The following is a 25512-nucleotide window of genomic DNA, read 5'->3' on the forward strand; positions in this document are numbered from 1 at the left end:
CGCGCGCGACCTAAGCCGGGTGGCCGACGTAGAAGACCGCGAGCCACATCGCGATGTAGTGCAGGATCGCCGCGATCGCGGTCAAGGCGTGGAAGAACTCGTGATAGCCGAACGTCCTCGGCCACGGGTCGGGCCAGCGCAGCGCGTAGAGCAGGCCGCCGACGCTGTAGAGCCCGCCGCCGACGGCCAGCAGCACCATGGCCGCCACCCCGGCGATGTGGATGATCGTGGGGGCATACCCCACGGCGACCCAACCCAGCAGCAGATACAGCGGCACGCCCAGCCAGCGCGGCGCCGACGGCCAGCACACCTTCAGCAGGACGCCCGCCAGCGCGCCGCCCCACACGATCCACAGCACCAATACCCCGGTTTGCTGCGGCATGGCCAGGCGGGCGAACGGGGTGTAGCTGCCGGCGATGAACACGAAGATCATCGAATGATCCAGCCGCTTCATGAGATTGCGGGTCTTCCCGGATTTCCAGTTCACCCGGTGGTAGGTGGCGCTGACCGCGAACATCGCGACGGTGGCCGCGGCGTAGACCAGCGTCGAATGACCGGCCCTGGGCGACTCGACCGCCCACGACACCGACACCAGCGTCGCCCCGCAGACGATCGCCAGCCACGCGGAGTAGAAGTGGATCCAGCCGCGCATCCGGGGCTTCGCGAGAACCTCGGCGGCCCCCTCGACGAGCTGTTCGACGGTATTGCCCGGCGCGATCGGCTCCGGCTCGGGTGCCGAATTGGCGGACGCGCTGATCTGGCTGCTCATGTCTCCTGTCGCCCGTTTCGGATGGCCGGTACCGACCAACAGTAGTCGGCGATGGTCACGACACGAGGTCTGACTTGCGGTGAGATTACCCGAAACGCGCGCCGGAAATCCGGGGCCGGATTTGCCGCCGCTCACAGTAGGGTGGATCTTCGTGGAGATCATCCCGCCGCGGCTCAAGGAGCCCCTGTATCGGGTCTACGAGCTGCGGCTGCGCCAGGGTCTGCTCGCCTCGAAATCCCAACTCCCGCGCCACATCGCCGTCCTGTGCGACGGGAACCGGCGCTGGGCGCGCAACGCCGGTTACGACGACGTCAGCTATGGCTACCGGATGGGTGCCGCCAAGATCGCCGAGATGCTGCGCTGGTGCCAAGAGGCCGGCATCGAAATGACCACCGTGTATCTGCTGTCCACCGAGAACCTGCAACGCGATCCCGACGAGCTGGCCGGGCTCATCGAAATCATCACCGACGTGGTCGAGGAGATCTGCGCGCCGGCCAACCGCTGGAGCGTGCGCACCGTCGGGGATCTCGGGCTGATCGGTGAGGAACCGGCCCGCCGGCTGCGCGACGCGGTCGAGTCCACACCGGCCGTGGCGCCCTTCCACGTCAACGTCGCCGTCGGCTACGGCGGCCGCCGCGAGATCGTCGACGCGGTGCGCGCGTTGTTGAGCAAACAGCTCGCCAACGGCGCGACCGCCGAGGAGCTCGTCGACGCGGTCACCGTCGAGGGCATCTCCGAAAACCTGTACACCTCCGGGCAACCCGACCCCGACCTGGTGATCCGCACCTCGGGGGAGCAGCGCCTGTCCGGGTTCCTGCTGTGGCAAAGCGCCTATTCGGAGATGTGGTTCTGCGAAGCGCACTGGCCCGCGTTCCGGCGGGTCGACTTCCTGCGCGCGCTGCGCGACTACAGCCAACGGCATCGCAGGTACGGCAAGTAGCGACACCACCGCCCGAGCACGGCGCGCCGAGCGTGACGTCAGGGCGAAAAATCGCCGGATTTCACCGTGACGTCACGCTCGGCGCGAAGGATGCCGTCCGCTGCGCTTCGCCATGCGCGCCGACGCCGCCGGCCCCGCTACAGCTTGCGCAGGCGAAGCCGGTTGATGGAATGGTCGGCGTCCTTGCGCAGCACCAGGGTGGCGCGCGGACGCGTCGGCAGGATGTTCTCGACCAGGTTCGGCCGGTTGATCGACCGCCAGATCTCGCGGGCGGCCGCGACCGCCTTCGTGTCGTTGAGCGCCGAGTAGTGGTGGAAGTGCGATTCGGGGTCGGCGAACGCCGTGCCGCGCAGCGACAGGAACCGCGACACGTACCACTGCTCGATGTCCTCGATGCGGGCGTCCACGTACAGCGAGAAGTCGAACAGGTCCGACACCATCAGCGTCGGACCGGTCTGCAGGACGTTGAGGCCCTCCAGGATCAGGATGTCGGGATGGCGGACCACGTGCTTGGCCCCCGGGATGACGTCGTATTTCAGGTGCGAATACACCGGCGCGCAGGCGTAATCCGAGCCGGACTTGACCGAGGTCACGAACCGCATCAACGCCCGGCGGTTATAGCTTTCCGGAAAACCCTTGCGGTGCATCAGGTTTCGCCGATCCAACTCGGCATTCGGGTACAGGAAGCCGTCGGTGGTCACCAGGTCCACCCGGGGGTGGTGATCCCAGCGGGCCAGCAGCGCCTGCAGCACGCGGGCGGTCGTCGACTTGCCGACCGCCACGCTGCCGGCCACGCCGATGACGAACGGCACCGGCCGGTCCGGGTTTTGCTGCGGCTCGCCGAGGAACTCCGCGGTGGCGGCGAACAGCCGCTGGCGGGCGGCCACCTGAAGGTGGATGAGCCGGGCCAGCGGCAGGTACACCTCTTCGACCTCGAGCAGGTCGATCTGCTCGCCCAGGCCGCGCAGGCCGATCAGTTCCTCTTCGGTGAGGGCCAGCGGCGTCGACATGCGGAGCGCACGCCATTGCTTCCGGTCGAACTCCACATACGGGCTCGGCTCGCTAAGCCGCGGCATAGTGCCAGTGTTGCAGGGCCGGGCGGACGCCCGGCGGCTGGGCTGGCCAAAAGCACGGCTCAGTAGACTGGCGGCCGTGACTGCCGCACCTGACGCCCGTACCCTCGCCCTTCGAAACGAGTCCGTCATGTCCGCCCCGCTCGCCGACGTCGATCCGGACATCGCCGAGCTGCTGGGCAAGGAGCTGGGCCGGCAACGGGACACCCTGGAAATGATCGCCTCGGAGAACTTCGTCCCGCGCGCCGTGCTGCAGGCCCAGGGCAGCGTGCTGACCAACAAGTACGCCGAGGGGCTGCCGGGCCGGCGCTACTACGGCGGCTGCGAGCACGTCGACGTCGTGGAGAACATCGCCCGCGACCGGGCCAAGGCGCTGTTCGGGGCCGAGTTCGCCAACGTGCAGCCGCATTCGGGTGCGCAGGCCAACGCCGCGGTGCTGCACGCGCTGATGACGCCGGGCGAACACCTGCTGGGCCTGGACCTGGCCAACGGCGGCCACCTGACGCACGGGATGCGGCTGAACTTCTCCGGCAAGCTGTACCACGCCGGCTTCTACGGCGTGGACCCGACGACGCACCTGGTCGATATGGACGCGGTGCGCGCCAAGGCGCTCGAGTTCCGGCCCAAGGTGCTCATCGCCGGCTGGTCGGCCTACCCGCGGGTCCTCGACTTCGCGGCGTTCCGGTCGGTCGCCGACGAGGTCGGCGCCAAGCTGTGGGTCGACATGGCGCACTTCGCGGGCCTGGTCGCCGCGGGCCTGCACCCGTCGCCGGTGCCGCACGCCGACGTGGTGTCCACCACGGTGCACAAGACGCTCGGCGGCCCGCGTTCCGGCCTGATCCTGGGCAAGCAGGAGTACGCCAAGGCCATCAACTCGGCGGTGTTCCCCGGCCAGCAGGGCGGGCCGCTCATGCACGTCATCGCGGGCAAGGCGGTCGCGCTGAAGATCGCCGGCACACCGGAATTCGCCGAGCGGCAGCGGCGCACGCTGTCCGGCGCCCGGATCCTCGCCGACCGGCTGCTGGCGGCCGACGTCGCCAAGGCCGGCGTCTCGGTGGTCAGCGGCGGCACCGACGTGCACCTGGTGCTGGTCGACCTGCGCGACTCCCCGCTGGACGGCCAGGCCGCCGAGGACCTGCTGCACGAGGTCGGCATCACCGTCAACCGCAACGCCGTCCCCAACGACCCCCGGCCGCCGATGGTGACCTCGGGCCTGCGGATCGGGACCCCGGCGCTGGCCACCCGCGGCTTCGGCGACGCCGAGTTCACCGAGGTCGCCGACGTCATCGCGACCGCGCTCGCGGCGGGCACCGCCGCGGACGTTTCGGCGCTGCGGCAACGGGTGACGCGGCTGGCGAGGGACTTTCCCCTGTACGAGGGGCTCGAGGACTGGACGCTGGTCGATCGCTGACCGGGAAATCGGCCCGCGCGACACGGGCCGTCCCATTTCACGAAACCTGTGTACGGAGGTTACAGTTACCGCATGGCACAGAAACCTGTTCCTAACGCGCTGACCCTGGAATTGGAGCCGGTGGTCGAGCGGCTCATGGACCGCCACCTCGACACCGAGGACATCTGGTTCGCCCACGACTACGTGCCCTTCGACCAGGGCGAGAACTTCGCCTTCCTCGGCGGACGCGACTGGGACCCGTCCCAGATGACGCTGCCCCGGACCATCACGGACGCCTGCGAGATCCTGCTGCTGCTCAAGGACAACCTCGCCGCCCATCACCGGGAGCTCGTCGAGCACTTCATCCTCGAGGAGTGGTGGGGCCGCTGGCTGGGCCGGTGGACCGCCGAGGAGCACCTGCACGCCATCGCGCTGCGCGAATACCTGGTCGTGACGCGGGAGGTGGACCCGACCGCGAACGAGGAGGCGCGGGTGCAGCACGTGATCAAGGGCTACCGCGCCGACACGTACTCGCAGGTCGAAACGCTGGTCTACATGGCGTTCACCGAGCGCACCCACGCCGTTTTCTGCCAGAACCTGGCCGCGCAGATCGAGGAGCCCGTGCTGGCCGGACTCGTCGACCGGATCGCCCGGGACGAAAAGCGTCACGAGGATTTGTTCTCCAACCTGGTCGCGCACTGCCTCGAGTACACCCGCGACGAGACGATCGCGGCGATCGCCGCGCGGGCGAAGGACCTCCAGGTCGTCGGGGCCGACATCGACGCCTACCGCGACAAGGTGCGAAGCGTCGCCGACGCGGGCATTTTCGGCCCCGCCGACCTGCGGCGGGCGATCTCGGACCGCATCGTCGAATGGGGAGTGGCCGACGAGCCGCCGCTCGGGGAATTCGTCCTCGGTTAAGCCACATTTCACGCGCCGGCGCGAAGTGCGCCGGTCGCCACGGTGGTCTCGGCGCGCCTGCACGGCGGCCGAGCGGCCACGAGAGTAGCGTCGTTCTCGATGGCCAGCGAGATGCTCTGCTGCCAGGGCGGCATATTTCGTGACGACAACGGCAGGACCGGCCCCGGTCCTGGTGCCGCGGCTCCCGCCGACATGCCCGTGCGGGTCCGCGCGGGCTTTCCCGCTCGAGGAGCGCTTCGTGACCGATATCCGGACCTATGTGCTCGACACCTCCGTGCTGCTGTCCGACCCGTGGGCGTGCAGCCGGTTCGCCGAACACGAGGTGGTGGTCCCGCTGGTGGTGATCAGCGAGCTGGAGGCCAAACGCCACCACCACGAGCTGGGGTGGTTCGCCCGTCAGGCGCTGCGCCTGTTCGATGATCTCCGGCTTGAGCACGGACGGCTGGATCAGCCCATTCCCGTTGGGACGCAAGGCGGCACGCTGCACGTCGAACTCAACCACACCGACCCGGCGGTGCTGCCCGCGGGCTTTCGCACCGACAGCAACGACTCCCGGATCCTGAGCTGCGCCGCCAACCTCGCCGCCGAGGGCAGGCGAGTCACCTTGGTCAGCAAGGACATTCCGCTTCGGGTCAAGGCCGCCGCGGTGGGCCTGGCCGCCGACGAGTACCACGCGCAGGACGTCGTGGCCTCCGGCTGGTCCGGGATGCACGAGATCGAGACGGCCGCCGACGACATCGACGCGCTGTTCGCCGACGGCGAGGTCGACCTGGCCGAGGCCCGGGACCTGCCGTGCCACACCGGCGTTCGGCTGCTGGGTGGCAACTCCCACGCGTTGGGCCGGGTCAACGCGACCAAACGCGTTCAGCTGGTCCGCGGCGACCGCGAGGTGTTCGGGCTGCGCGGCCGCTCCGCCGAGCAGCGGGTCGCGCTCGACCTGCTGCTCGACGAGTCGGTGGGCATCGTGTCGCTGGGCGGCAAGGCGGGCACCGGCAAGTCGGCGCTGGCGCTGTGCGCCGGCCTCGAGGCGGTGCTGGAGCGGCGGACCCACCGCAAGGTGGTGGTCTTCCGCCCGCTGTATGCCGTCGGCGGCCAGGAGCTGGGCTACCTGCCGGGCAGCGAGAGCGAAAAGATGGGCCCGTGGGCGCAGGCCGTCTTCGACACCCTCGAGGGTCTGGCCAGCCCGGCGGTGCTGGAAGAGGTGCTGTCCCGGGGCATGCTCGAGGTGCTGCCGCTGACCCACATCCGGGGCCGCTCGCTGCACGACTCGTTCGTCATCGTCGACGAGGCGCAGTCGCTGGAGCGCAACGTCCTGCTGACCGTGCTGTCCCGGCTGGGGACCGGGTCGCGGGTGGTGCTGACCCACGACATCGCCCAGCGCGACAACCTGCGCGTCGGCCGGCACGACGGCGTCGCGGCGGTGATCGAGAAGCTCAAGGGCCATCCGCTGTTCGCCCACATCACGCTGCTGCGCAGCGAGCGGTCGCCGATCGCCGCGCTGGTCACCGAGATGCTCGAGGAAATCGCCGGACCGCACTGACCCCTTCCGCCGCGAAACTGCATTCAGAGACACTTCCACTCGCGAAACGCGTCGCCAGTTGCAGTCTCGCGGCCCGGGTAGGCTGCCAAGATGCCGAAACGACCCGACAGCCAGGCCTGGCGCTATTGGCGCACAGTCTTCGGTGTCGTGGCGGCCGGCGCGGTGCTGGTGATCGGCGGGCTGACCGGTCACGTGACGCGCGCCGACAACCTGAGCTGCTCGGTGGTCAAGTGTGTCGCGCTGACGTTCGACGACGGGCCGGGCCCGTTCGACGAGCGGCTGCTGCGGATCCTGAAGGACAACGACGCCAAGGCCACCTTCTTCCTGATCGGCAACAAGGTCGCCGCCAACCCGGCCGGAGCCAAGCGCATCGCCGACGCCGGCATGGAGATCGGCAGCCACACCTGGGAGCACCCCAACATGGCGACGATCCCGCCGGAGGACATCGCCGGCCAGTTCTCCAAAGCCAACGACGCGATCGCCGCCGCGACCGGGCGGACGCCCACCCTGTACCGCCCCGCCGGCGGGCTGTCCAGCGCGGCGGTCCGCCAGACCGCGGGCCAGCTTGGCCTCGCCGAAATCCTTTGGGACGTCATCCCTTTCGACTGGGCCAACGACTCCAACACGGCCGCGACCCGGTACATGCTGATGACCTACATCAAGCCGGGCTCGGTGGTGTTGTTCCACGACACCTACTCGAGCACCGTCGACCTGGTGTACCAGTTCATCCCGGTGCTCAAGGCCAACGGCTATCGCATGGTGACGGTCAGCGAACTGCTGGGGTCGCGGGCGCCCGGCAGCAGCTACGGCAGCCGGGAGAACGGCCCTCCCGCCAACGAACTGCACGACATCCCGGCCGGCGAGATCCCGACGCTGCCGAACACCCCGTCGCCGAAGCCGATGCCCAACTTCCCGATCACCGATATCCCCGGCCAGAACTCGGGCGGGCCAAATAACGGGGCCTGAAAGAAATTTGGGCACCCGCGCGGCTACCGTTGAAGGGTGATCAAGGCGGGCTGGTTTCGGGCTTGGGCCCCGTCACGATCGGGCGGTCCGGTGGCCGGGCAACGAAAGTCCGCTCGCAGGTTGTCGATTGAATACGCCGTCGCCCTCGCCCTCGCCTACGTTCTGGCCGTCATCGATGCGGCCGCGATCCTGATCCCCTTGCGGGGGCACACTTCCGTCGCGGTCAATATGGGTTTCGGGGAGAAGAACACGGCGGTGGTGGCGGTGCTCGTCGCGCTGGGTGTCGTCGGCGTCGCGGTGGCCGGCGCCGTGAGCCTTGCTCCCACGCTGCGTTGGTATGTCGCCGGCGACGAACCGACCGAGCGGCAACGGGAAGCGGCTACGAAGATCCCCGGCCGGCAGTCGGTGATCCTCTTGCTGGCCTGGGGCGTGGCCGGCGTGATCTTCGTGCTGCTGAACCTTTCCGGTGGGGCCCAGCTCCTGCTGCCCCTCCTGCTCGGCGTGCTGCTGGGCGGACCGGCCGCCGCCGGCACCGGGATGCTGCTCGCGCAACGCATCCTGCGGCCCATCATGGGCGCCGCCACGCGGGGTCGCGAGCCCCGGCTGGCGGTGCCGGGCGTGTATGCCCGGCTGGTCCTGCTGTGGTTCCTGTGCAGCGCGCTGCCCATCGGGGCGATCGCGGCTCTCGTCGTCTTTCGCTCGCAGGGGTGGCTGATCGAGAAGTCCGCCTCCTTGGACGTGCCGGTTCTGGTGGTGTCGCTGGCGGCGCTGGTTCTCGGGCTGCCGACGATGATCCTGACGTCGCGATCCATTTCCGATCCGGTCGGCGAAGTCGTCGACGCCATGGCGGAGGTCGAACACGGCCGCATCGGAACCTACGTGGGCGCCTACGAGCGCTCCCAGATCGGGCGCCTGCAAACGGGATTCAACCGGATGGTCGCCGGGCTCGCCGAGCGGGACCGATTGCGGGACCTGTTCGGGCGCCACGTCGGGGCGGACGTCGCCCAGCGCGCCCTCCAGGAGGGGGCGTCGCTGTCCGGGGATGTGGTCGACGCGGCGGTGCTCTTCATCGACCTCGTGGGCTCGACGCAGCTCGCCGAAAGCCGCCCGCCGCAAGAGGTCGCCGCGGTGCTCAACGACTTCTTCCGGATCGTGGTCGACGCCGTCGACCAACACCACGGGCTGATCAACAAATTCGCCGGCGACGCCGCCCTGGCCGTGTTCGGGGCGCCGCTGCGGGCGGGCGAACCGGCGTCGGCGGCGCTGGCGACCGCGCGCGCGTTGGGCACCCAACTGCGCCGGCTGCCGGTCGATTTCGGCATCGGCGTCTCGGCGGGCAGGGTCTTCGCCGGCAACATCGGAGCCGAAAACCGCTACGAATACACGGTAATCGGCGACGCGGTCAACGAGGCCGCGCGGCTGGCCGACCTCGCCAAAACCGCCGACCGGCGAATCCTGTGTTCGGCGGCGGCCGTCGACCGCGCCGATGAGGCCGAGCGATCACACTGGGCCGAATGCTATTCCACCGTGCTGCGCGGGCGCTCCGAAGCCACCCACGTCTCGGCGCCGGCGGGTCCGGCTACTTGCTGACCTTCAGGGCCGCGATCACCCTGGCGATGATTCCCGCCGAGCCCGCGTCGCCGATGGGCGTCGCGCCCAGGAAGATGGTGACCGGTTTGGTGTTGACCGCGATGATGGTCAGCGAGTCGCCCTTGACGTTGCGTGAGGTGTCGGCGATCGTGACGTCGGCGTCCACCCGGGCGGCCTTGACCCCGTCGACGGTGATCGACGACGTCTTCGTCGGGCCCAGGGTGGGCGACGCGTTCGCATAGCCGGGCCCGTTGGCCACGCAGTCCATCAGCTTCGACGCCTGCGCGCCGACGTCCATGCTGGGGACCAGGTTGGTGATGGCGACCTCGGCCTGCATCATCCACTGGTTGGCGCCCGGCACTTCCTGCCCGACGCCCACCGCGTCGATGAGGTTCGGGGTCTGGTCGTCCGAAAAGCCCATCCATCCCGGTGTCGCGCTGGCCGGGAACGACAGCTTGCCCGCGCTGATCGTGTCGCCGACGGGCCTGTCGCCGCCGGACACGTTGGGCGTGCAGCCGGTCGCCGTCTGCCCGGAGGTGTTCGGTTGCGACGTCGGGACGCTCGGCGAAGGCGGAGGGCCCGCCTTGGTCGGCTTCTTTCCGCTGTTGAGGCCGATCGCCAGGAGCGCCACCAGGATGACGACGCCGAGCACCGCCAGACCGGCGAGGATCAGCCACGGCGCCTTCGAGCGCGGCCCGGGCGGCGGTGGTCCCGGCGGGTACGGCCCGGCCGGCCAGCCGGGCGGGACCTGCTGGCCGGGGTGGGGGTATTGCGGGGGCGGGTAGCCGCCCGCCGCATACGGATCCGCACTGCCCTGGGGGTTGACGTAGGGTCCGCCCGGCGGCGGGTACGGGTAGCTACCGCCCGGCGGCTGCTGGCCGCCCCAATAGGGGCCCTGCCCATGGGGATTCGCCCCGTAGGGATCCTGTCCGTAGGGGCCGCCGGGGGGAGCCGTCATCGCTGAACCACCATCTAATCCTCGGACTTTACGCGGGCCATCGCCAGCACGTCGAGCCGGCGGTCCAGCTCTTCCAGCGACAGCTTGTCGCCGATCAGGCCGCGGTCGATGACGGTCTGGCGGATCGTCTTGCGCTCCTTGAGCGCCTGCTTGGCCACCGCGGCGGCCTCCTCGTAGCCGATCGCCGAGTTCAGCGGCGTCACGATCGACGGCGACGACTCGGCCAGCTCGCGCAGGTGCTCGACATTGGCCGCCAGCCCGGTGATGCAGCGCTCCGCGAACAGCCTTGACACGTTAGTCAGCAGCGTGAAGGACTCCAGGATGTTGCGGGCCATCATCGGGATGTAGACGTTGAGCTCGAAGGCGCCGTTGGCGCCGCCCCAGGCGATCGCGGCGTCGTTGCCGATCACCTGCGCGGCCACCTGCGTAACCGCCTCCGGCAGAACCGGATTCACCTTGCCCGGCATGATCGAGCTGCCCGGCTGCAGGTCCGGCAGCCGGATCTCGGCCAGGCCGGTCAGCGGGCCGGAACCCATCCAGCGGATGTCGTTGGCGATCTTGGTCAACGACACGGCGACGGTGCGCAGCGCGCCGGAGGCCTCGACCAGCCCGTCGCGCGCGGCCTGGGCCTCGAAAGAATTTGCGGCCGTGCGCAATTCGCTCAAACCGGTGGAGGCGATCAGCGTCTCGACCACCTTGGCGCCGAAGTCGTCGGGGGCGTTGAGGCCGGTGCCCACCGCGGTCCCGCCGATCGCCAGCTCACCCAGCCGCGGCAGGGTGGCGCGGACCCGCTCGATGCCGGCCTCGATCTGGCGGGCGTATCCGCTGAATTCCTGTCCGAGCGTCACCGGGACGGCGTCCATCAAATGGGTCCGCCCCGACTTGACCACCGTGCGCCACTCGCGGGCCTTGGCCGCCAGGGCGGCGTGCAGCACCTCGAGCGCGGGAATCAGGTGACGCACCGCGGCCTCGGTGGCCGCGATGTGGGTGGCGGTCGGGAAGGTGTCGTTGGACGACTGCGACATGTTGACGTCGTCGTTGGGGTGCACCGTCACGCCGTTGGCGGCCGCGATGGACGCGATCACCTCGTTGGTGTTCATGTTGGAGCTTGTCCCCGAACCGGTTTGGAAGACGTCGATGGGGAACTGGTCGTCGTGGCGGCCGTCGGCGATCTCCGCGGCCGCGGCGATGATCGCGTCGGCCTTCTCCGGTGCCAGCAGCCCAAGGTCCTTGTTCACCTGCGCGCAGGCGCCCTTCAGCAGGCCCAGCGCGCGGATCTGGGCGCGCTCGAGGCCCCGGCCCGAGATCGGGAAGTTTTCCACCGCCCGCTGGGTTTGGGCGCGCCACAAGGCTTTTGCGGGCACCCGGACCTCGCCCATGGTGTCGTGCTCGATGCGGTATTCGGCGGCGTCGGGGTTGTTCAAGGCCATAGATTGGCTTCCTTAGGTGTTCCGGTGGTTCAGGGCAGGGGATAGGCGGCAGAGCTGTCGCCGGTGAAGTCGATGGCCGAGTATTCGTTGAGCTTGGAGAGCCGGTGGTAGGCCTCGATCATCCGGACGGTGCCCGACTTCGAGCGCATCACGATCGACTGGGTGGTGCAGCCGCCGGGGTAGTAGCGGACGCCCTTGAGCAGGTCGCCCTCGGTGACCCCGGTGGCGCAGAAGAAGACGTTCTCGCCGGACACCAGGTCCTCGGTGGTCAGCACCTGCTCCAGGTCGTAGCCGGCGTCGAGCGCCTTGCGGCGTTCGGCCTCGTCGCGCGGCGCCAGTGTGGCCTGGATGGCGCCGCCCATGCAGCGGATCGCCGCGGCGGCGATGATGCCCTCCGGGGTCCCGCCGATCCCGGCCAGCATGTCGGTGCCCGACTCCGGCCGGCACGCCGAGATGGCGCCGGCGACGTCGCCGTCGGTGATCAGCCGGATGCGCGCCCCGGTCGCCCGGACGTCCTCGATCAGTTGCGCGTGCCTCGGGCGGTCCAGGATGCACACCGTCATGTCGCGCACCGACAGCGCCTTGACCTTGGCGACGGCCCGGATGTTCTCGGCGATCGGCGCCGTGATGTCCAGCACGTGCGCGGCCTCGGGCCCGACGGCGATCTTGTTCATGTAGAACACCGCCGACGGGTCGAACATCGCGCCGCGGTCGGCCACCGCGAGCACCGAGATGGCGTTGGGCATGCCCTTGCTCATCAGCGTGGTGCCGTCGACCGGGTCGACCGCGAAGTCGCACTCCGGGCCGTCGCCGTTGCCGACCTCTTCGCCGTTGTAGAGCATCGGGGCCTGGTCTTTTTCGCCCTCGCCGATCACCACCACGCCGCGCATCGACACGGAGTTGACCAGCTCGCGGATGGCGTCGACCGCCGCGCCGTCGCCGCCCTCCTTGTCGCCGCGGCCCACCCAGCGCCCGGCGGCCATGGCGCCGGCCTCGGTGACCCGCACCAGCTCCAGGGCCAGGTTGCGGTCCGGCGCTTCGCCGCGCGGCCGGGCCTGCGCCGGGTCGCGGCCCACGACGGCGGCCGACTGGGGTACCTGCGAACCGAATCCCAACGAGCGGTCGCCCTCAACTGTCATGGTTGCTGATTGTCCCAGAACCGAATCCGTCCCCTGGAGCTGGGCTGTGGCTGTCGACCGCCAGCTGGGATACTCGGAGAATGACCGAGGAGTCGCAGCCGAACGCGCAGGTGGGGGAGCCGGCTCCAGTGCCCAGGCCCGCCAAGCCGCGGTTGCTGCAGGACGGCCGCGACATGTTCTGGTCGCTCATCCCGCTCGTGGTCGGGTGCATCGTGCTGGCCGGCGTGGTGGGGATGTGCTCGTTCCAGCCGGCCGGGACGCACAACGGGGCGATCCCCTCCTACGACGCGGCGGCGGCCCTGCGGGCGGACGCGCAGACGCTGGGCTTCCCCATCCGGATGCCCCGGCTGCCCGCCGGCTGGCAGCCCAATTCCGGCGGGCGCGGCGGCATCGAGAACGGTCGAACCGACCCGTCGACCGGCCAGCGGTTGCACGCGGCCACCTCGACCGTGGGCTACATCAGCCCGGCGGGAATGTATCTGAGCCTGACCCAGAGCAACGCCGACGAGGACAAACTGGTCGGCTCGATCCGTCCCTCGGCGTATCCGGCCGGAACGGTCGACGTCGACGGCACCAGCTGGGTCGTCTACCGCGGGGCCGGCCAAGGCGGTGCGGACGCCGAGCCGGTGTGGACGACCAGGCTCGCCGGCCCGGGCGGCGCCACCCAGATCGCGATCACCGGGGCGGGCGGCGCCGACCAGTTCCATACGCTGGCGTCGGCGACCCAATCGCAGCCGCCCCTGCCCAGCCGATAGCCCGGCCGAGAGAAGGGACGTCGAAGTGAGCGCACCCGAGGCAGACCTTTCCGGATGGTCGGCGGCACCGTTCACCGGTGGCGGTTTGAGTTAGGGCCCATGACGACCGACGACCTCGTGGTCGACACCACCCACGGCCCGGTCCGCGGCGCCGACGGGGACGGCATTACGGGCACCAGGACGTGGAAGGGCATTCCGTACGCCGCGCCGCCCGTCGGCGACCTGCGCTTCCGGCTACCGGAGCCCCCCGAGCCGTGGACGCAGGTCGCCGAGGCCACCTCCTTCGGGCCGGCCTGCCCGCAACCGGTCTTTCCCAACATGCCCCTCGGCCTGGGGGCGCCGCAGGGCGAAGACTGCCTGAGGCTGAACGTCTGGGCGTCGTCGGACACCGAGCCCGGTGCCGGAAAACCGGTGATGGTGTGGCTGCACGGCGGCGCCTACGTGCTCGGCTCGGCCAGCCAGGCGCTCTACGACGGTCACCGGCTGGCCGCCGCCGGCGTCGTCGTGGTGACGGTCAACTATCGGCTCGGGGCGCTGGGCTTTCTCGACCTGTCGTCGTTCAACTCCGCCCGGCGGCGCTTCGACACGAACGTCGGCCTGCACGACGTGCTGGCGGCGCTGCGCTGGGTGCGCGACAACATCGCGGCGTTCGGCGGCGATCCCCGCAGGGTCACGCTGTTCGGCGAATCCGCGGGCGCGGGAATCGTCACGACCCTGCTCGCCGCTCCGGCGGCCGAGGACCTGTTCGCCGGCGCGATCGCCCAAAGCTCGCCGGCCACCTCGGTGTACGACCGCGACCGGGCCCGTCGCGTCGCGGTCGCCACCCTCGACCGGCTGGGAATCGCCCCGTCCGACGCGGACCGGTTGCCCGACGCGCCGCTCGCCGCGATCCTGGCCGCGTCGCAAGAGGTGTTCGACGAGGTGCCCGTTCGCAACCCGGGCACGCTTGCGTTCGTCCCGATCGTCGACGGCGAGCTGCTGCACGACTACCCGGTCAAGGTGGCGCAGGAGGGTCGCTCGCACCCGGTGCCGCTGATCATCGGCACCAATAGGCATGAGGCGGCGCTCTTTCGGTTGATGAGGTCGCCGCTGATGCCGATCACCCCGCACGCGATCACGTCGATGTTCACCCAGATCGCCGCCGAACAGCCCGACCTGCAATTGCCCACCGCGGAGCAGATCGGGTCGGCGTATTCGCGATCGCGGCGCAGGGCAAGGCTTTTGAGCATCGCGACCGACGTCGGGTTCCGGATGCCGTCGGTGTGGCTGGCCGAGGGGCACCGCAGGGTGGCGCCGGTGTACCTGTACCGGTTCGACTACGCCACCCCGTTGCTCAAGCTGCTGCTGGTCAGCGCCGCCCACGCCACCGAATTGCCTTACGTGTGGGGCAATCTCGGGGTGCCCAAGGATCCCACGTTGAAGCTCGGCGGCGCCAAAACCGCCAAGGCGGTCTCGAAGAGGGTGCGCACCCGGTGGATCAACTTCGCGACGCACGCCAAGCCCGCGGGCCCGGCCGGCGAGCCGGACTGGACGCCCTATCGGGAGGCCGACCGCGCCTGCCTGATCGTCAACAGGCGCGACGCCGTCGTGCGCGATGTCGACGCGCGGATCCGAGCCGCCTGGGGCAGCGAGATGGTGAGCTTCCGGTAGTCGGGCTCAGGACCCATCCGCTTTCGCGGTCCGCCGCGGCAGCCACTTGCGGCGGACGGGTCGTTCGTCAGGCTCGTCGAGTTCGACGCCCTTGTACACCGCGAGGTAGACGTCCACGGTGGTGACGATGAGGATCATGAGCACCGGCCCGATGACGATGCCCCAGGGGCCGAACATGGCGATGCCCGCGAACACCGACAGCAGCATGAGCGCCGGATTCAGGCGCGCGTCGCGAGGAACGAGTATGGGGCGCAAGAAGTTATCGATGTTGGTGACCACCACGAGGTGCCACAGGACCACGAACGCGCCCCCGGCGATGTTGCCGTAGAAGATCATTCCGATGCCGAACGGGATCGTCACGATCCCGCCGCCGAGCGGGATGATCGACAGCGCGGTCAGCAGGATCGCAAAGATGAAGAAGCCGTGGTGAAACCCGGCGACGTAGATGGACGCGGCGCCGGCGACGCCCTGGCACAGCGCGATGACGAACTGGCCACTCACGGTGCCGCGCACCATCGCTCCGGCCTTCTTCAGGTACAGGTCCGTGACTTCGTCGCCGAGCGGGTTCAGTTGGCCGATCAGCGTTCGCACCTTCTCGCGGTTCACCAGCAGCGCGACAAACACGTACAGGAAAATGATGGCCGCCGTGACGGCGCCGGCGATGCCGCCGAGGGCGCCCTGCAGGAAATGCAGGAGCCATTCGCCCGCGTTGCGCCCCACCGTGACCATCGCCTTCCGGAGCGTCTCCGCCGTTATTGTGGTGTGCGCGAACGGAACCCGTGCCAACAGGTCATTGACTCCATGGAGGACCCTATCGCCGAGCCCGCTCAAATCCGTTGTCTTGACCCATCCGGCGATGCTGTCGACCATGCGCGAAATCTGGACGACCGCCAGGATCACCAGGAGTCCGACCGGCACGATGACGATGACCAGCGCCGACACCAGGGTGCAGGCGGCGGACAACCCGGTGCTGAGGCGCCTGTTGAACCAATCGAACAGCGGCGTGAACAAATACGCCCCGACCGCGGCCACCACGACGAGCACGAAGTAGTGGCGCAAGAAATACGCGCCGAACAGCAGGGCGGTCAGCGTGAGGATCGCGAGGGCGCGCTTTTGGGTGAGCGTAAATTCGGTGTTCATCCGAACCGGACCGCCCTCCGCGTCGTCGCTGCTCAGCTGAACTTTAGCGGTTGCGCTCGTAGGCTCCTTGGGGGCCGGGCCCCTGGAATCACACCGGCCACACCGGCACCGTCGAACTCCTCCATGACTGATCCGCGAACGTGATAGCACATGCGCTAGCAAGTTTCAGGCAGCGTCATTGACCCACGCGGGTAACCAACGATACGTCCGGTGTTGGTGTTGGTGTTGTCATTGTTGCGTTGGGCGCGGTACTCGACGCTGACCCCGCTACGTCGCCCCGCTCGTTGTCTGTTTGGCGGCCGGAGCCTGGCTTTTCATCTGGTGGAACATGTCCACGTAGTAGGGCAGGCATTCGGACAGCGCCTTCTCGGTGGTGAACAGGGGCTCGTAGCCGAGGTCGCGGCGCGCCTTGTCGACCGAGAAATAGTTGTCCAGGTACAGCCGTTCGACCGCGAGCGGCTCCAGCAGCGGCGCCGGTATGCCGAACCGGAAATGCAGCCGCTGCCAACCCGTCATCGCCGCGCGGACCACCGGCCCGTTGACCCGCACCCGGGGCCAGTTTTCGCCGCAGGCCTCCACCACCGGCCGGGCGAACTCGAACATGTTGATCGGCTCGGCGTCGTTGACGAAGTACGCCTGACCGGGCGCGGTCCCGCCGGGAACCAGGTGTTCGGCGGCCAGGATGAAACCGTGAATCAGGTTGTGCACGTAGGAGTTATCCAGCCGCGCCGACTTGCGGCCGATCAGCACCTTGACGTGGCCGGCGATCACGCTTTCGAACAGCTTGCGAAACATCGTCTGATCGCCGCGGCCCCAGATCCCGCTGGGCCGGATCGCACAGGTCAGCATCCCGCCAACACCGTTCTGGCTCAGCACGAACCGCTCGGCGACCACCTTGGTCTCGGTGTAGAGGTCGTTGAACCTGGTGGTGTAGGGCAGCGTCTCGTCGCCGCCGGCGATGTTCTGCCCGCCCATCACGACGCTGTTGGACGAGGTGTAGACGAACCGCTTCACCCCGGCCGCCTGCCCGGCGTGCACCAGGTTCTCGGTGCCGCCGACGTTGACCCCGAAGCTGCGCTGGCGGTATTCGTCGGTGACCGACGCGCCGCCCATCAGGTCGATGATCGCGGCGGTGTGGAACACCGTGTCGATGCCCTCCACCGCCGTGGCGCACACGGCCGCGTCGGTGATGTCGCCCTGCAGCACCGCCAGATTGGGGTGCTGGGGTAGCCGCGACGGGACGCGGTCGAACGACCGCACCCGGTGTCCGCGGTCGAGCAAGGTGGTCACCAGGTTGGCGCCGACAAACCCCGAGCCGCCGGTGACGAGGACGTGGCCGAGTTCGGTTGTCAATGATGCATCACCCATAGCATCGCGAAGCATAGTCGAGAATAACTGAAACGTGTTTCAGTTAATGCGAAGAATTTCAAAGCGGTTGCACCGCGCGGCCCGCGGTCAGCCCTCCTCGGCCTGGCCGGCGGCGAGCGCATCCTCCACACGCTTGCGCGCACCGGCTAAGTGCTCTTCGCACCTTTTCGCGAGCTGCTCTCCTCTTTCCCACAGCTTCAGCGAAGCATCCAGATCCAAGCCGCCCTGCTCCAGGACCCGCACCACTTCGATGAGCTCGTCCCGGCAGGCTTCATAGCCGAGCTGACTAATAGGCGTAATTTTCTGCCCCTCTTCGTCGCCTTTACCGTCGTCCCTAGCGGCCATCGGTCGGTCCCTCGCTCACCGCCGCGACGGCGCCGTCGCCGACCCGTATCCGCAGCCGGGTGCCCGGCGGCGCGCCGCCCACCGACCGCAGCACCTCGGGCGGTCCGGCCGCGGGAACCGTCTGCACCACCGCGTAGCCGCGGGCCAACGTGGCTGCCGGGCCCAGCGTGGCCAGCCGTGCGCTCAGGTGACCGACCCGGTCGTTCTCGGCGGCGATCAGCCGCCCGATGTCGCGGCGAACCGCCGAGCGGGCGCGGTGGATCTCGTCGGCGCGCGCCGTGAGTGCCGACAGCGGCTCGGCCAGCACGGGGCGGCTGCGCAGCTGGGCCAGGGCGCGTTGCTCGCGGGACACCCAGTTGCGCAGCGCCTGCGCGCCGCGCCGGCGCAGGTCGGCGATCAGCCGCTGTTCGGCGGCGGTGTCGGGGACCACCCGCTTGGCCGCGTCGGTGGGGGTGGCGGCGCGCAGGTCGGCGACCAGATCGCACAGCGGATTGTCGGGTTCGTGCCCGACGGCGCTGATCACCGGGGTGCGGCAGGCCGCGATCGCGCGGCACAGCGTCTCGTCGGAGAACGGCAGCAGGTCCTCGACGCTGCCGCCGCCGCGGGCCAGCACGATCACGTCGACTTCGACGTGGCGATCCAGTTCCTGGAGCGCTTCGACGATCTGCGACACCGCGTTCGGCCCCTGAACCGCGGTGTTGCGCACGGCGAAACGCACCGCGGGCCAGCGCCCACCCGCCACGGTGACCACGTCGCGTTCGGCGGCGCTCGCCCGGCCGGTGATGAGCCCGATCATGTTGGGCAGGAAGGGGATTGGTCGCTTGAGCCGCGGATCGAAGAGCCCTTCGGCGTCCAGCAGCCGCCGCAGCCGGTCGATGCGCGCCAGCAGCTCGCCGACCCCGACGGCGCGAATCGCGCTGAGCCGCAAGGAAAATGTGCCCCGCCCGGTGTAGAACGACGGCTTGCCGCACACCACGACCTGGGTCCCCTCGGCCAGTTTCACCGGCGCGCGCGCCACCAGGTCGCGCGAACACGTCACGGTCAGCGACATGTCCGCCGCCGGGTCCCGCAGCACCATGAACACCGTCTTGGCGTCGGGCCGCATCGTGACCTGGGCCAACTGCCCCTCCACCCAGACGGTGCCCAGCCTGTCGATCCAGCCCGCGACGCGGATCGCCACCGCGCGAACCGGAAAGGGGTTCTCGGCGGAGTTGGGCTCCGCGTTTGCCGCCCGGGTCACTTCGCGTTCGCGCGGGTGATCCTGTTGGCGAGCAGCGTCTGGAACGGCGCGCGGGCCTTGGTGGCCTGCTCGTAGGCCAGCAGGGCTTCGAGTTCGTTGACGCTCAGCGACTGCAGCCTGGCCCGCAGCTGGGCCAGCGTCAGCGTCGAATAGTCGAGTTCGGCCGCCACCGCCGGTTGCGCGGCCGCCGGCTTCTTCGATTGCCGGGCGGGCTTGGCGGGCTTGGCCAGCGCGCTGGCGTCCTCGTACGCGTCGGCCACCGAATACAGCGCGAACCGCCCCTCGGCGCGGCGGTCGCTGTCGACGCCCTCCGGCAACGCGCCCTCGGCGTCGTCGGGCAGGTCCTCGTCGAACGTCGCCCACTCCGGCTTTTCGTCCTTGGGCGGAAAAATCGATTCCAGGGTGCTGTCGCCCTTGATCACCAGCTCCGCCAGGTTCTGCTGAAAACGCATCACGATGTGCGCCGCCTGGCTGGCCAGGGTCATCGGGTACATCAGGATGGTTTTCGGCAGCCTTATCGTCTCCTCGACGGCGACTGTCGCCGCGCCGACCAGCAGCCGAACCCCATACGGTGCAGAAGCCATGGGTCCCAGAGTGCCTCAACCGGCGGCTAACTCCAAGCCCGCCGGCGCGAGTTGGCGGGCCCCTGTCGGCGGAACGTACCCTGAGTGTCATGCCGCCGACTGTCGACATGGGAATTCCCGGCGCATCAAGATCAGTAGCCACCGACCCGACACGCAAGCGCGTCCTCCTGGCGGAGCCGCGCGGCTACTGCGCGGGTGTGGATCGCGCCGTCGAGACGGTGGAGCGCGCGCTGCAGAAGCACGGCGCCCCGGTGTATGTGCGCCACGAGATCGTGCACAACCGGCACGTCGTCGACACCCTGGAAAAGGCCGGCGCGGTGTTCGTCCAGGAGACCGATCAGGTCCCCGAGGGCGCCATCGTGGTGTTCTCGGCGCACGGCGTCGCGCCGACGGTGCACGCCGCGGCCGCCGAACGCAACCTGCACACCATCGACGCCACCTGCCCGCTGGTCACCAAGGTGCACAACGAGGCCCGGCGATTCGCCCGCAACGACTACGACATCCTGCTGATCGGCCACGAGGGCCACGAGGAGGTCATCGGCACCGCCGGGGAGGCGCCGGAGCACGTGCAGCTGGTCGACGGGGTCGCCTCGGTCGACAAGGTGACGATCCGCGACGAGAACAAGGTGGTGTGGCTCTCGCAGACCACGCTGTCGGTCGACGAGACGATGGAGATCGTCGAACGGCTGCGGCAACGCTTCCCGAAGCTGCAGGACCCGCCCAGCGACGACATCTGCTACGCGACCCAGAACCGGCAGGTGGCGGTCAAGGCGATGGCGCCCGAATGCGAGCTGGTCATCGTCGTCGGGTCGCGCAATTCGTCGAATTCGGTGCGGCTGGTCGAAGTGGCGTTGGGCGGCGGCGCGGCGGCCGCCCACCTGGTCGACTGGGCCGGCGACATCGACCCGGCGTGGTTGGAGGGCGTCACGACGGTGGGCGTCACCTCCGGCGCGTCCGTCCCCGAGGTTCTGGTGCGCGGCGTGCTGGAGCGGCTCGCCGAATGCGGCTACGACGTCGTGCAGCCGGTGACGACGGCCCAGGAGACGCTGGTGTTCGCGCTGCCCCGCGAGATCCGGTCACTCCGCTAAGCGGGGCTCAGGCGTCGTACTCCCACGATTCCACCGGCGGGCGTGGCCGGCCGCGACGCCCGGCGTCATCCAGGGGGGCTTCCCCGCGGTAGCGGACGCGCGAGATCGGGTGGTGCGTCGGGTTGGCGCCGTGTGGGGTGCGGCGGCGGGGCTCGTGCATGTCGTAGTCATCGAAGCGGCTGTCGCGGGGTACCGGCCCCTCGTAGGGCCACTCGTACGGGTTGCGGCGGGGCTGCCGCGGGTCGCGACGGGTTTCGCGTGGCGCCTGGGCGCGCCGATCCGCATCATCGTCGGGCCTGGGGCGGCGCCGCCGCGGCGGGTCGGAGGGGTCCTGGCCTCTGCGACTGGGCCGTCGCTGCCGCTCGACCGCCGGTTGGTGCTCGTCCTCCAGTGATGGTCGACCCTGCCTCGATGGGGTCCGGGCGGGACGTGAGGCGGACCTGTCGCCGCGCGCTCGGCCCGCCTTGGGGGTGGCCTTCCGGGGACCGCGGGCCTTCTTCGGGTCGGCGGGCGTCTCGTCGGAATCGTCCGCGGGGGAATTGAGCCGCAGCAGCGAGTTCAGCCCCGCGGCGACGGCGCTGACGAAGGAGTTCGACTCCTTGGGCGCCCCCGTCGTCGCGGCCGCCGCCTGGTGCGACATCCCGAAATACCACCGGATCAGGCCGATCAGCAGCACGCCGCCGGCGGTGCCCAGCATCAGGGGGAAGCGCTCGATGAGCGGGTAGCCGCAGTTGATCAGGAGGTCTTTGAGGTTGCCGACCTTGCGTCCGTGGAACAGCCAGTAGGCACCCGGCACCGCGCAGAAAAGTATCAGCGGCGGCTGGATGATCGCGGTGAACACGCCATCCTGACGCACGGCCAGCACCGCGGCCACGCAGCCGGCTATGTAGAGGCCGGCGAACACGTGGGTCAGGTCCTTGTGACCCGCGTCGATCGCGTACCCGATGACGGTCGCGGTGAGGGCGATGAGCAGGGCCGCCCACCACGGCACACCGGGGATACCCGGGTACGCCGACCGGTGGCCGGCCTCGACGGCCGACCCTTCCCGCTGTGCTGACACATGTAGACCGTACCGGCAATGAGCCGAAAGGCCCGTCAAGGCCTTGTAGAGAACTCGGGCGTGCCATGCCTTCTCGCGCGAGGCGAGGCGAGGCGAGGCGAGGCGGAGCGGGCGGTGCCGTGCCTGCGCCTAGACTTGGTTCCCCGTGAGCCTGAGCCTGGGAATCGTGGGCCTGCCCAACGTCGGCAAGTCGACGCTGTTCAACGCGCTGACCCGAAACAACGTGGTGGCGGCCAACTATCCGTTCGCGACGATCGAGCCGAACGAGGGCGTGGTTTCGCTGCCCGACCCGCGGCTGGACAAGCTGGCGGAGCTCTTCGGTTCCGAGCGCATCCTCGCGGCGCCGGTCACGTTCGTCGACATCGCCGGACTGGTCAAGGGCGCGTCGGAGGGGGCCGGGCTCGGCAACAAGTTCCTCGCCCACATCCGCGAATGTGACGCCATCTGCCAGGTGGTCCGGGTGTTTTCCGACGACGACGTGACCCACGTCGCCGGGCGGGTGGATCCCAAGTCCGACATCGAGGTCATCGAGACCGAGCTGATCCTGGCCGACCTGCAAACCCTCGAGCGCGCGCTGCCGAGGTTGGAGAAGGAGGCGCGCACCAACAAGGAGCGAAGGCCGGTGTACGACGCGGCGCTGGCCGCCCAGGCGACATTGGACGGCGGCACGACGCTGTTCGCCGCGGGGGTTGACGTCTCGCCGCTGCGCGAGCTGAACCTGCTGACCACCAAGCCGTTCCTCTATGTCTTCAACGCCGACGAGGCGGTGCTGACCGACGCCGCGCGGGTCGCCGAGCTGCGCCGGCTCGTCGCGCCCGCCGACGCGGTGTTCCTGGACGCGGCCATCGAATCCGAGTTGGTCGAACTCGACGACGAGTCGGCCGCTGAGCTGCTCGAGTCGATCGGGCAGACCGAGCGGGGGCTCGACGCGCTGGCGCGGGCGGGTTTTCACACGCTGGCGCTGCAGACCTTCCTGACGGCGGGCCCAAAAGAGGCGCGCGCGTGGACGATTCACCAGGGCGACACCGCGCCCAGGGCCGCCGGGGTGATCCACACAGATTTCGAGAAGGGCTTCATCAAGGCCGAGATCGTGTCGTATGACGACCTGATCGCCGCCGGGTCCATGGCGGCGGCCAAGGCGGCCGGCAAGGTCCGGATGGAGGGCAAGGACTACGTGATGGCCGACGGCGACGTGGTCGAGTTCCGGTTTCAAGCAACGTCTGGTCAGCAACCGAAGAAGTAGCGACCGTGCCACGTTTGCCCCTTGGGGTGCAGCGTCCGACATGGAAATGGGATCTGACTGGTAGCATTTTCCCATGGAGGCCGTAATCGATTCCGGTGGGCGTGTGGTGCTCCCCAGGCACCTCCGTGACGCGCTAGGCCTGACACCGGGTACGACTGTGGACATCTCGCCGTACGGAACCGGGGTGCAAGTGACGCCCGGTGGTCGGACGGCGCGGCTCGAGCGTGAAGCGGATGGCCGCCTCGTCTCCCGTGGAGACGCGGCGGTGACTGACGAAATGATGTACGCACTGATCGACTCGGTTCGACGGTGACTGGTCGGCGCTTGTCGGTGGACACGAGCGTCGCTGTGCCGTTGCTGGTGGCTTCTCACGAACGCCATCAGGCGGTCGCCGAGTGGGCGCGGGGGCGGTCGCTGAGTCTGAGCAGTCACGCCCTCACGCTAGAATTCTGTACATGTCCACGCTCCCGCTAGCCGAGGTTCGGGCCAACCTGTCCAAGCTGGTTGATGAGGCGGTTCGCACCCATGAGCGAATCGAGGTCACTCGGCAAGGTCGTCGGGCAGCCGTGATTCTCAGTGCGGACGACTTCGACTCGATCATGGAAACCCTCGCGATCCTCAGCGATCAGGAGCTGATGCGCGAGGTCCGTGCGGCCGAGGCAGAAAGCGGCCAGACCTACACGTTGGACGAGGTGACCGCGGAGATGCGCGCCGCCGGCCGGCTACCTCGGTGACCTATCGCATTGAACTGACCGGAGCCGCCAGGAAGGCGCTGACCGAATCCCTACCCGAGGCAGTGGCCGTCGCGTGCCGGGAGTTCATTCGAGGCCCGCTCGCCGAGAATCCTCAACGAGTAGGCAAGCCGCTCCGCGGCCAGTTGGAGGGGCGGTACTCGGCGCGGCGCGGAGAGTTTCGCGTCATCTACCAGATCTTCGACGAGCGAGTGGTGGTCCGGGTCATCTACATCGCACATCGTCGTGACGTTTACCGGTGGCGTGGTCGAATTCCGGTTCCAAGCAACGTCGAAGAAGAACTGACGCGGACCTGTCGGGGTGCGCGCCTGGCATGTGGGCACCCAAGCGCATCCGCCAATGATTCGGCGGAGCCTCAAGGAGGAACCTCGATGAAATTCGTTTCGACCCGCATCATCACAGCAGACGTCAGCCGGTTGGTTGCCTTCTACGAGATGGTCACCGAAACCACCGCGGTCTGGGGGAACGAACTGTTCGCGGAGATCCCGACGCCAGTCGGCACGCTTGCCGTCGGTAGCGACAAAACCGTCCCCCTGTTTGGCCTAGGGTCGGCCGAGCCGGCGGCTAACCGAACGGCCATCCTTGAGTTCATCGTGGACGATGTGGATGCCGAGTATGAGCGGCTCCGCGGAAGCATCGGCGAGGTGGTGACCGAACCAACGACGATGCCGTGGGGTAATCGCGCCTTGCTGTTTCGCGATCCAGATGGGAACTTGGTCAATCTGTTCACGCCCGTCACGGACGAGGCTCGCGCCAAGTTCGGGCTGTGAGGATTCCAGACGGAAGTCGTAGCGACGCGGCGGCTTCACGCCTAATGTAGGTACGTACCTACCTTGAGGGAAGGTGTCTTCGTGCCAGCTGAGATGACTTCTCGTGAACTGAACCGCGACGTGAGCGCAGCAAAGCGCGCTGCCAACGAGGGCCCGGTCGTGATCACGGACCGCGGTAAACCTGCGTATGTCCTGCTCTCGATCGCGGAATACCGACGGTTGAAGGACCGGCGAAATATCGTCGACATCCTCGGGATGGATGACGACGAAGACATCGAGTTCGAGCCCGTTCGACTTCCGGATCTGCCTCGGGCAGCGGAATTTTGAGGTACTTGCTCGACACCAACGTCATCAGCGAACTTCGCAAACGCGCCGGTGCTGCCGATCGCCATGTACTTGGTTGGGCCGCCGGTCAGGACGTTGAGGACCTCTTCCTCAGCGTCGTCTCGGTGATGGAACTGGAACTCGGCATTACGCGAATCGAACGGCGTGACTCACGACAGGGTGAGGCGCTGCGGGCCTGGTTCGAGCGTGCGGTGATCGGCGATCTTGCCGACCGGATCCTTCCTATCACTTTGGCCGTCGCGCGGCGAACCGCGGCGATGCACGTGCCAGATCCGCGTCCGGATCGCGACGCATATATTGCCGCGACCGCCCAAGTGCACGGGCTCACCGTCGTCACGCGCAATGTCGCGGACTTTGTTCCGATGGGAGTCGCGTTTCTTAACCCGTGGGAACGGTAGACGGTCGAGTTCAGCGTGTAGCTGACGAAGCAGGAGGTGGGCGGGAATGACGCTGGTC

The 25512-nt window shown here is 68.8% G+C and carries 26 protein-coding genes and 1 pseudogene; 16 read left to right on the forward strand and 11 right to left on the reverse strand.

Translation table 11 applies throughout. The annotated features are described in order from the left end of the window. Positions 1 to 10 precede the first annotated feature (10 nt). Positions 11 to 769, reverse strand: a complete 759-nt coding sequence (gene trhA / locus G6N25_RS15340; protein WP_083077479.1) for a PAQR family membrane homeostasis protein TrhA — start codon at positions 767 to 769, stop codon at positions 11 to 13. Positions 770 to 920: 151 nt separating this feature from the next. Here trhA and G6N25_RS15345 point away from each other — a divergent pair, with 151 nt between their 5' ends. Further along, a complete protein-coding gene (locus tag G6N25_RS15345) occupies positions 921 to 1709 on the forward strand; it encodes a (2Z,6E)-farnesyl diphosphate synthase (protein ID WP_083077480.1) in 789 nt (262 codons plus the stop codon). 137 nt (positions 1710 to 1846) lie between these two features. Here G6N25_RS15345 and coaA read toward each other — a convergent pair whose 3' ends face one another. Continuing rightward, on the reverse strand, positions 1847 to 2785 hold the full coding sequence (gene coaA, locus G6N25_RS15350) for a type I pantothenate kinase (protein WP_083077481.1): 939 nt from the start codon (positions 2783 to 2785) through the stop codon (positions 1847 to 1849). 127 nt (positions 2786 to 2912) lie between these two features. On the opposite strand from coaA, the gene glyA reads away from it, so the two are divergent. From glyA to G6N25_RS15375, 5 genes are all read left to right on the forward strand, one after another. Beyond that, the gene (gene glyA / locus G6N25_RS15355) at positions 2913 to 4193 is read left to right on the forward strand and encodes a serine hydroxymethyltransferase (protein ID WP_083077482.1); all 1281 of its coding nucleotides are present in this window, start codon (positions 2913 to 2915) and stop codon (positions 4191 to 4193) included. A gap of 72 nt (positions 4194 to 4265) precedes the next feature. After that, positions 4266 to 5093 carry an acyl-ACP desaturase gene (locus tag G6N25_RS15360; RefSeq protein WP_083077483.1) on the forward strand — a complete coding sequence of 276 codons (828 nt, stop codon included), beginning with the start codon at positions 4266 to 4268 and terminating at the stop codon, positions 5091 to 5093. Between the two features lie 238 nt (positions 5094 to 5331). Further along, a complete protein-coding gene (locus G6N25_RS15365) occupies positions 5332 to 6633 on the forward strand; it encodes a PhoH family protein (RefSeq protein WP_083077484.1) in 1302 nt (433 codons plus the stop codon). Positions 6634 to 6723: 90 nt separating this feature from the next. Then, positions 6724 to 7599, forward strand: a complete 876-nt coding sequence (locus tag G6N25_RS15370; protein ID WP_083077485.1) for a polysaccharide deacetylase family protein — start codon at positions 6724 to 6726, stop codon at positions 7597 to 7599. 120 nt (positions 7600 to 7719) lie between these two features. Further along, positions 7720 to 9189, forward strand: a complete 1470-nt coding sequence (locus G6N25_RS15375; protein ID WP_083077490.1) for an adenylate/guanylate cyclase domain-containing protein — start codon at positions 7720 to 7722, stop codon at positions 9187 to 9189. Here G6N25_RS15375 and G6N25_RS15380 read toward each other — a convergent pair. Genes G6N25_RS15380 through glpX form a run of 3 tightly spaced genes read right to left on the reverse strand, consistent with a single transcriptional unit; the run spans position 9179 to position 12716 of the window. Further along, positions 9179 to 10147, reverse strand: a complete 969-nt coding sequence (locus G6N25_RS15380) for a hypothetical protein (RefSeq protein ID WP_163672465.1) — start codon at positions 10145 to 10147, stop codon at positions 9179 to 9181. The genes G6N25_RS15375 and G6N25_RS15380 overlap by 11 nt on opposite strands. Positions 10148 to 10161: 14 nt before the next feature. Beyond that, positions 10162 to 11577 carry a class II fumarate hydratase gene (locus tag G6N25_RS15385; protein WP_083073276.1) on the reverse strand — a complete coding sequence of 472 codons (1416 nt, stop codon included), beginning with the start codon at positions 11575 to 11577 and terminating at the stop codon, positions 10162 to 10164. Positions 11578 to 11606: 29 nt separating this feature from the next. Beyond that, entirely contained in the window at positions 11607 to 12716 is a 1110-nt protein-coding gene (gene glpX, locus G6N25_RS15390; protein WP_142272547.1) for a class II fructose-bisphosphatase, read from the reverse strand. Between the two features lie 80 nt (positions 12717 to 12796). Between glpX and G6N25_RS15395 the strand changes: the two genes are divergently transcribed. Then, the gene (locus G6N25_RS15395; protein WP_083073277.1) at positions 12797 to 13471 is read left to right on the forward strand and encodes a DUF4245 domain-containing protein; all 675 of its coding nucleotides are present in this window, start codon (positions 12797 to 12799) and stop codon (positions 13469 to 13471) included. A gap of 99 nt (positions 13472 to 13570) precedes the next feature. Beyond that, positions 13571 to 15121: a carboxylesterase/lipase family protein gene (locus tag G6N25_RS15400; RefSeq protein WP_083073278.1), complete on the forward strand. Its 1551-nt coding sequence runs from the start codon at positions 13571 to 13573 to the stop codon at positions 15119 to 15121. Between the two features lie 6 nt (positions 15122 to 15127). Here G6N25_RS15400 and G6N25_RS15405 read toward each other — a convergent pair whose 3' ends face one another. The 5 genes from G6N25_RS15405 to G6N25_RS15425 form a co-directional block, all read right to left on the reverse strand. Beyond that, positions 15128 to 16261 carry an AI-2E family transporter gene (locus tag G6N25_RS15405; RefSeq protein WP_083073279.1) on the reverse strand — a complete coding sequence of 378 codons (1134 nt, stop codon included), beginning with the start codon at positions 16259 to 16261 and terminating at the stop codon, positions 15128 to 15130. 267 nt (positions 16262 to 16528) lie between these two features. Next, on the reverse strand, positions 16529 to 17644 hold the full coding sequence (locus G6N25_RS15410; RefSeq protein WP_083073280.1) for a 3-beta-hydroxysteroid dehydrogenase: 1116 nt from the start codon (positions 17642 to 17644) through the stop codon (positions 16529 to 16531). 72 nt (positions 17645 to 17716) lie between these two features. After that, positions 17717 to 17974 (reverse strand): exodeoxyribonuclease VII small subunit, encoded by a 258-nt coding sequence (locus G6N25_RS15415; protein ID WP_083073281.1) that lies wholly within the window; start codon positions 17972 to 17974, stop codon positions 17717 to 17719. Beyond that, positions 17964 to 19214, reverse strand: coding sequence for an exodeoxyribonuclease VII large subunit (gene xseA, locus G6N25_RS15420; protein ID WP_083073282.1), 1251 nt, complete (start codon positions 19212 to 19214; stop codon positions 17964 to 17966). The genes G6N25_RS15415 and xseA overlap by 11 nt, the downstream gene beginning before the upstream one ends. Continuing rightward, entirely contained in the window at positions 19211 to 19798 is a 588-nt protein-coding gene (locus G6N25_RS15425) for a lipid droplet-associated protein (protein WP_083073283.1), read from the reverse strand. The genes xseA and G6N25_RS15425 overlap by 4 nt, the downstream gene beginning before the upstream one ends. Positions 19799 to 19887: 89 nt before the next feature. Here G6N25_RS15425 and G6N25_RS15430 point away from each other — a divergent pair, with 89 nt between their 5' ends. Beyond that, positions 19888 to 20886, forward strand: coding sequence for a 4-hydroxy-3-methylbut-2-enyl diphosphate reductase (locus tag G6N25_RS15430; protein WP_083073284.1), 999 nt, complete (start codon positions 19888 to 19890; stop codon positions 20884 to 20886). Between the two features lie 7 nt (positions 20887 to 20893). On the opposite strand, the gene G6N25_RS15435 is transcribed toward G6N25_RS15430, so the two are convergent. Further along, a complete protein-coding gene (locus G6N25_RS15435; RefSeq protein WP_142272548.1) occupies positions 20894 to 21946 on the reverse strand; it encodes a DUF6542 domain-containing protein in 1053 nt (350 codons plus the stop codon). Between the two features lie 145 nt (positions 21947 to 22091). Here G6N25_RS15435 and ychF point away from each other — a divergent pair, with 145 nt between their 5' ends. The 7 genes and pseudogenes from ychF to G6N25_RS15465 all read left to right on the forward strand — a co-directional run bounded on the left by ychF (position 22092) and on the right by G6N25_RS15465 (position 25454). Continuing rightward, complete coding sequence (ychF, locus tag G6N25_RS15440; protein WP_083073286.1) at positions 22092 to 23189, forward strand: redox-regulated ATPase YchF; 1098 nt, start codon at positions 22092 to 22094, stop codon at positions 23187 to 23189. Positions 23190 to 23262: 73 nt separating this feature from the next. Beyond that, positions 23263 to 23502, forward strand: coding sequence for an AbrB/MazE/SpoVT family DNA-binding domain-containing protein (locus tag G6N25_RS24320; protein WP_083073287.1), 240 nt, complete (start codon positions 23263 to 23265; stop codon positions 23500 to 23502). Positions 23503 to 23644: 142 nt separating this feature from the next. Next, positions 23645 to 23923: a type II toxin-antitoxin system Phd/YefM family antitoxin gene (locus G6N25_RS15450; protein ID WP_083012385.1), complete on the forward strand. Its 279-nt coding sequence runs from the start codon at positions 23645 to 23647 to the stop codon at positions 23921 to 23923. Between the two features lie 62 nt (positions 23924 to 23985). Beyond that, positions 23986 to 24165, forward strand: a pseudogene (locus tag G6N25_RS23540) (type II toxin-antitoxin system RelE family toxin); the annotation flags it as partial. A 147-nt stretch (positions 24166 to 24312) separates the two neighbouring features. Continuing rightward, a complete protein-coding gene (locus tag G6N25_RS23545; protein WP_169924614.1) occupies positions 24313 to 24711 on the forward strand; it encodes a VOC family protein in 399 nt (132 codons plus the stop codon). Positions 24712 to 24804: 93 nt separating this feature from the next. Continuing rightward, a complete protein-coding gene (locus G6N25_RS15460) occupies positions 24805 to 25038 on the forward strand; it encodes a type II toxin-antitoxin system prevent-host-death family antitoxin (RefSeq protein WP_083073289.1) in 234 nt (77 codons plus the stop codon). 5 nt (positions 25039 to 25043) lie between these two features. After that, positions 25044 to 25454 carry a type II toxin-antitoxin system VapC family toxin gene (locus G6N25_RS15465; protein WP_308204528.1) on the forward strand — a complete coding sequence of 137 codons (411 nt, stop codon included), beginning with the start codon at positions 25044 to 25046 and terminating at the stop codon, positions 25452 to 25454. Positions 25455 to 25512: the final 58 nt, after the last annotated feature.

This window comes from Mycobacterium heidelbergense (assembly GCF_010730745.1).
Lineage (GTDB): Bacteria > Actinomycetota > Actinomycetes > Mycobacteriales > Mycobacteriaceae > Mycobacterium > Mycobacterium heidelbergense.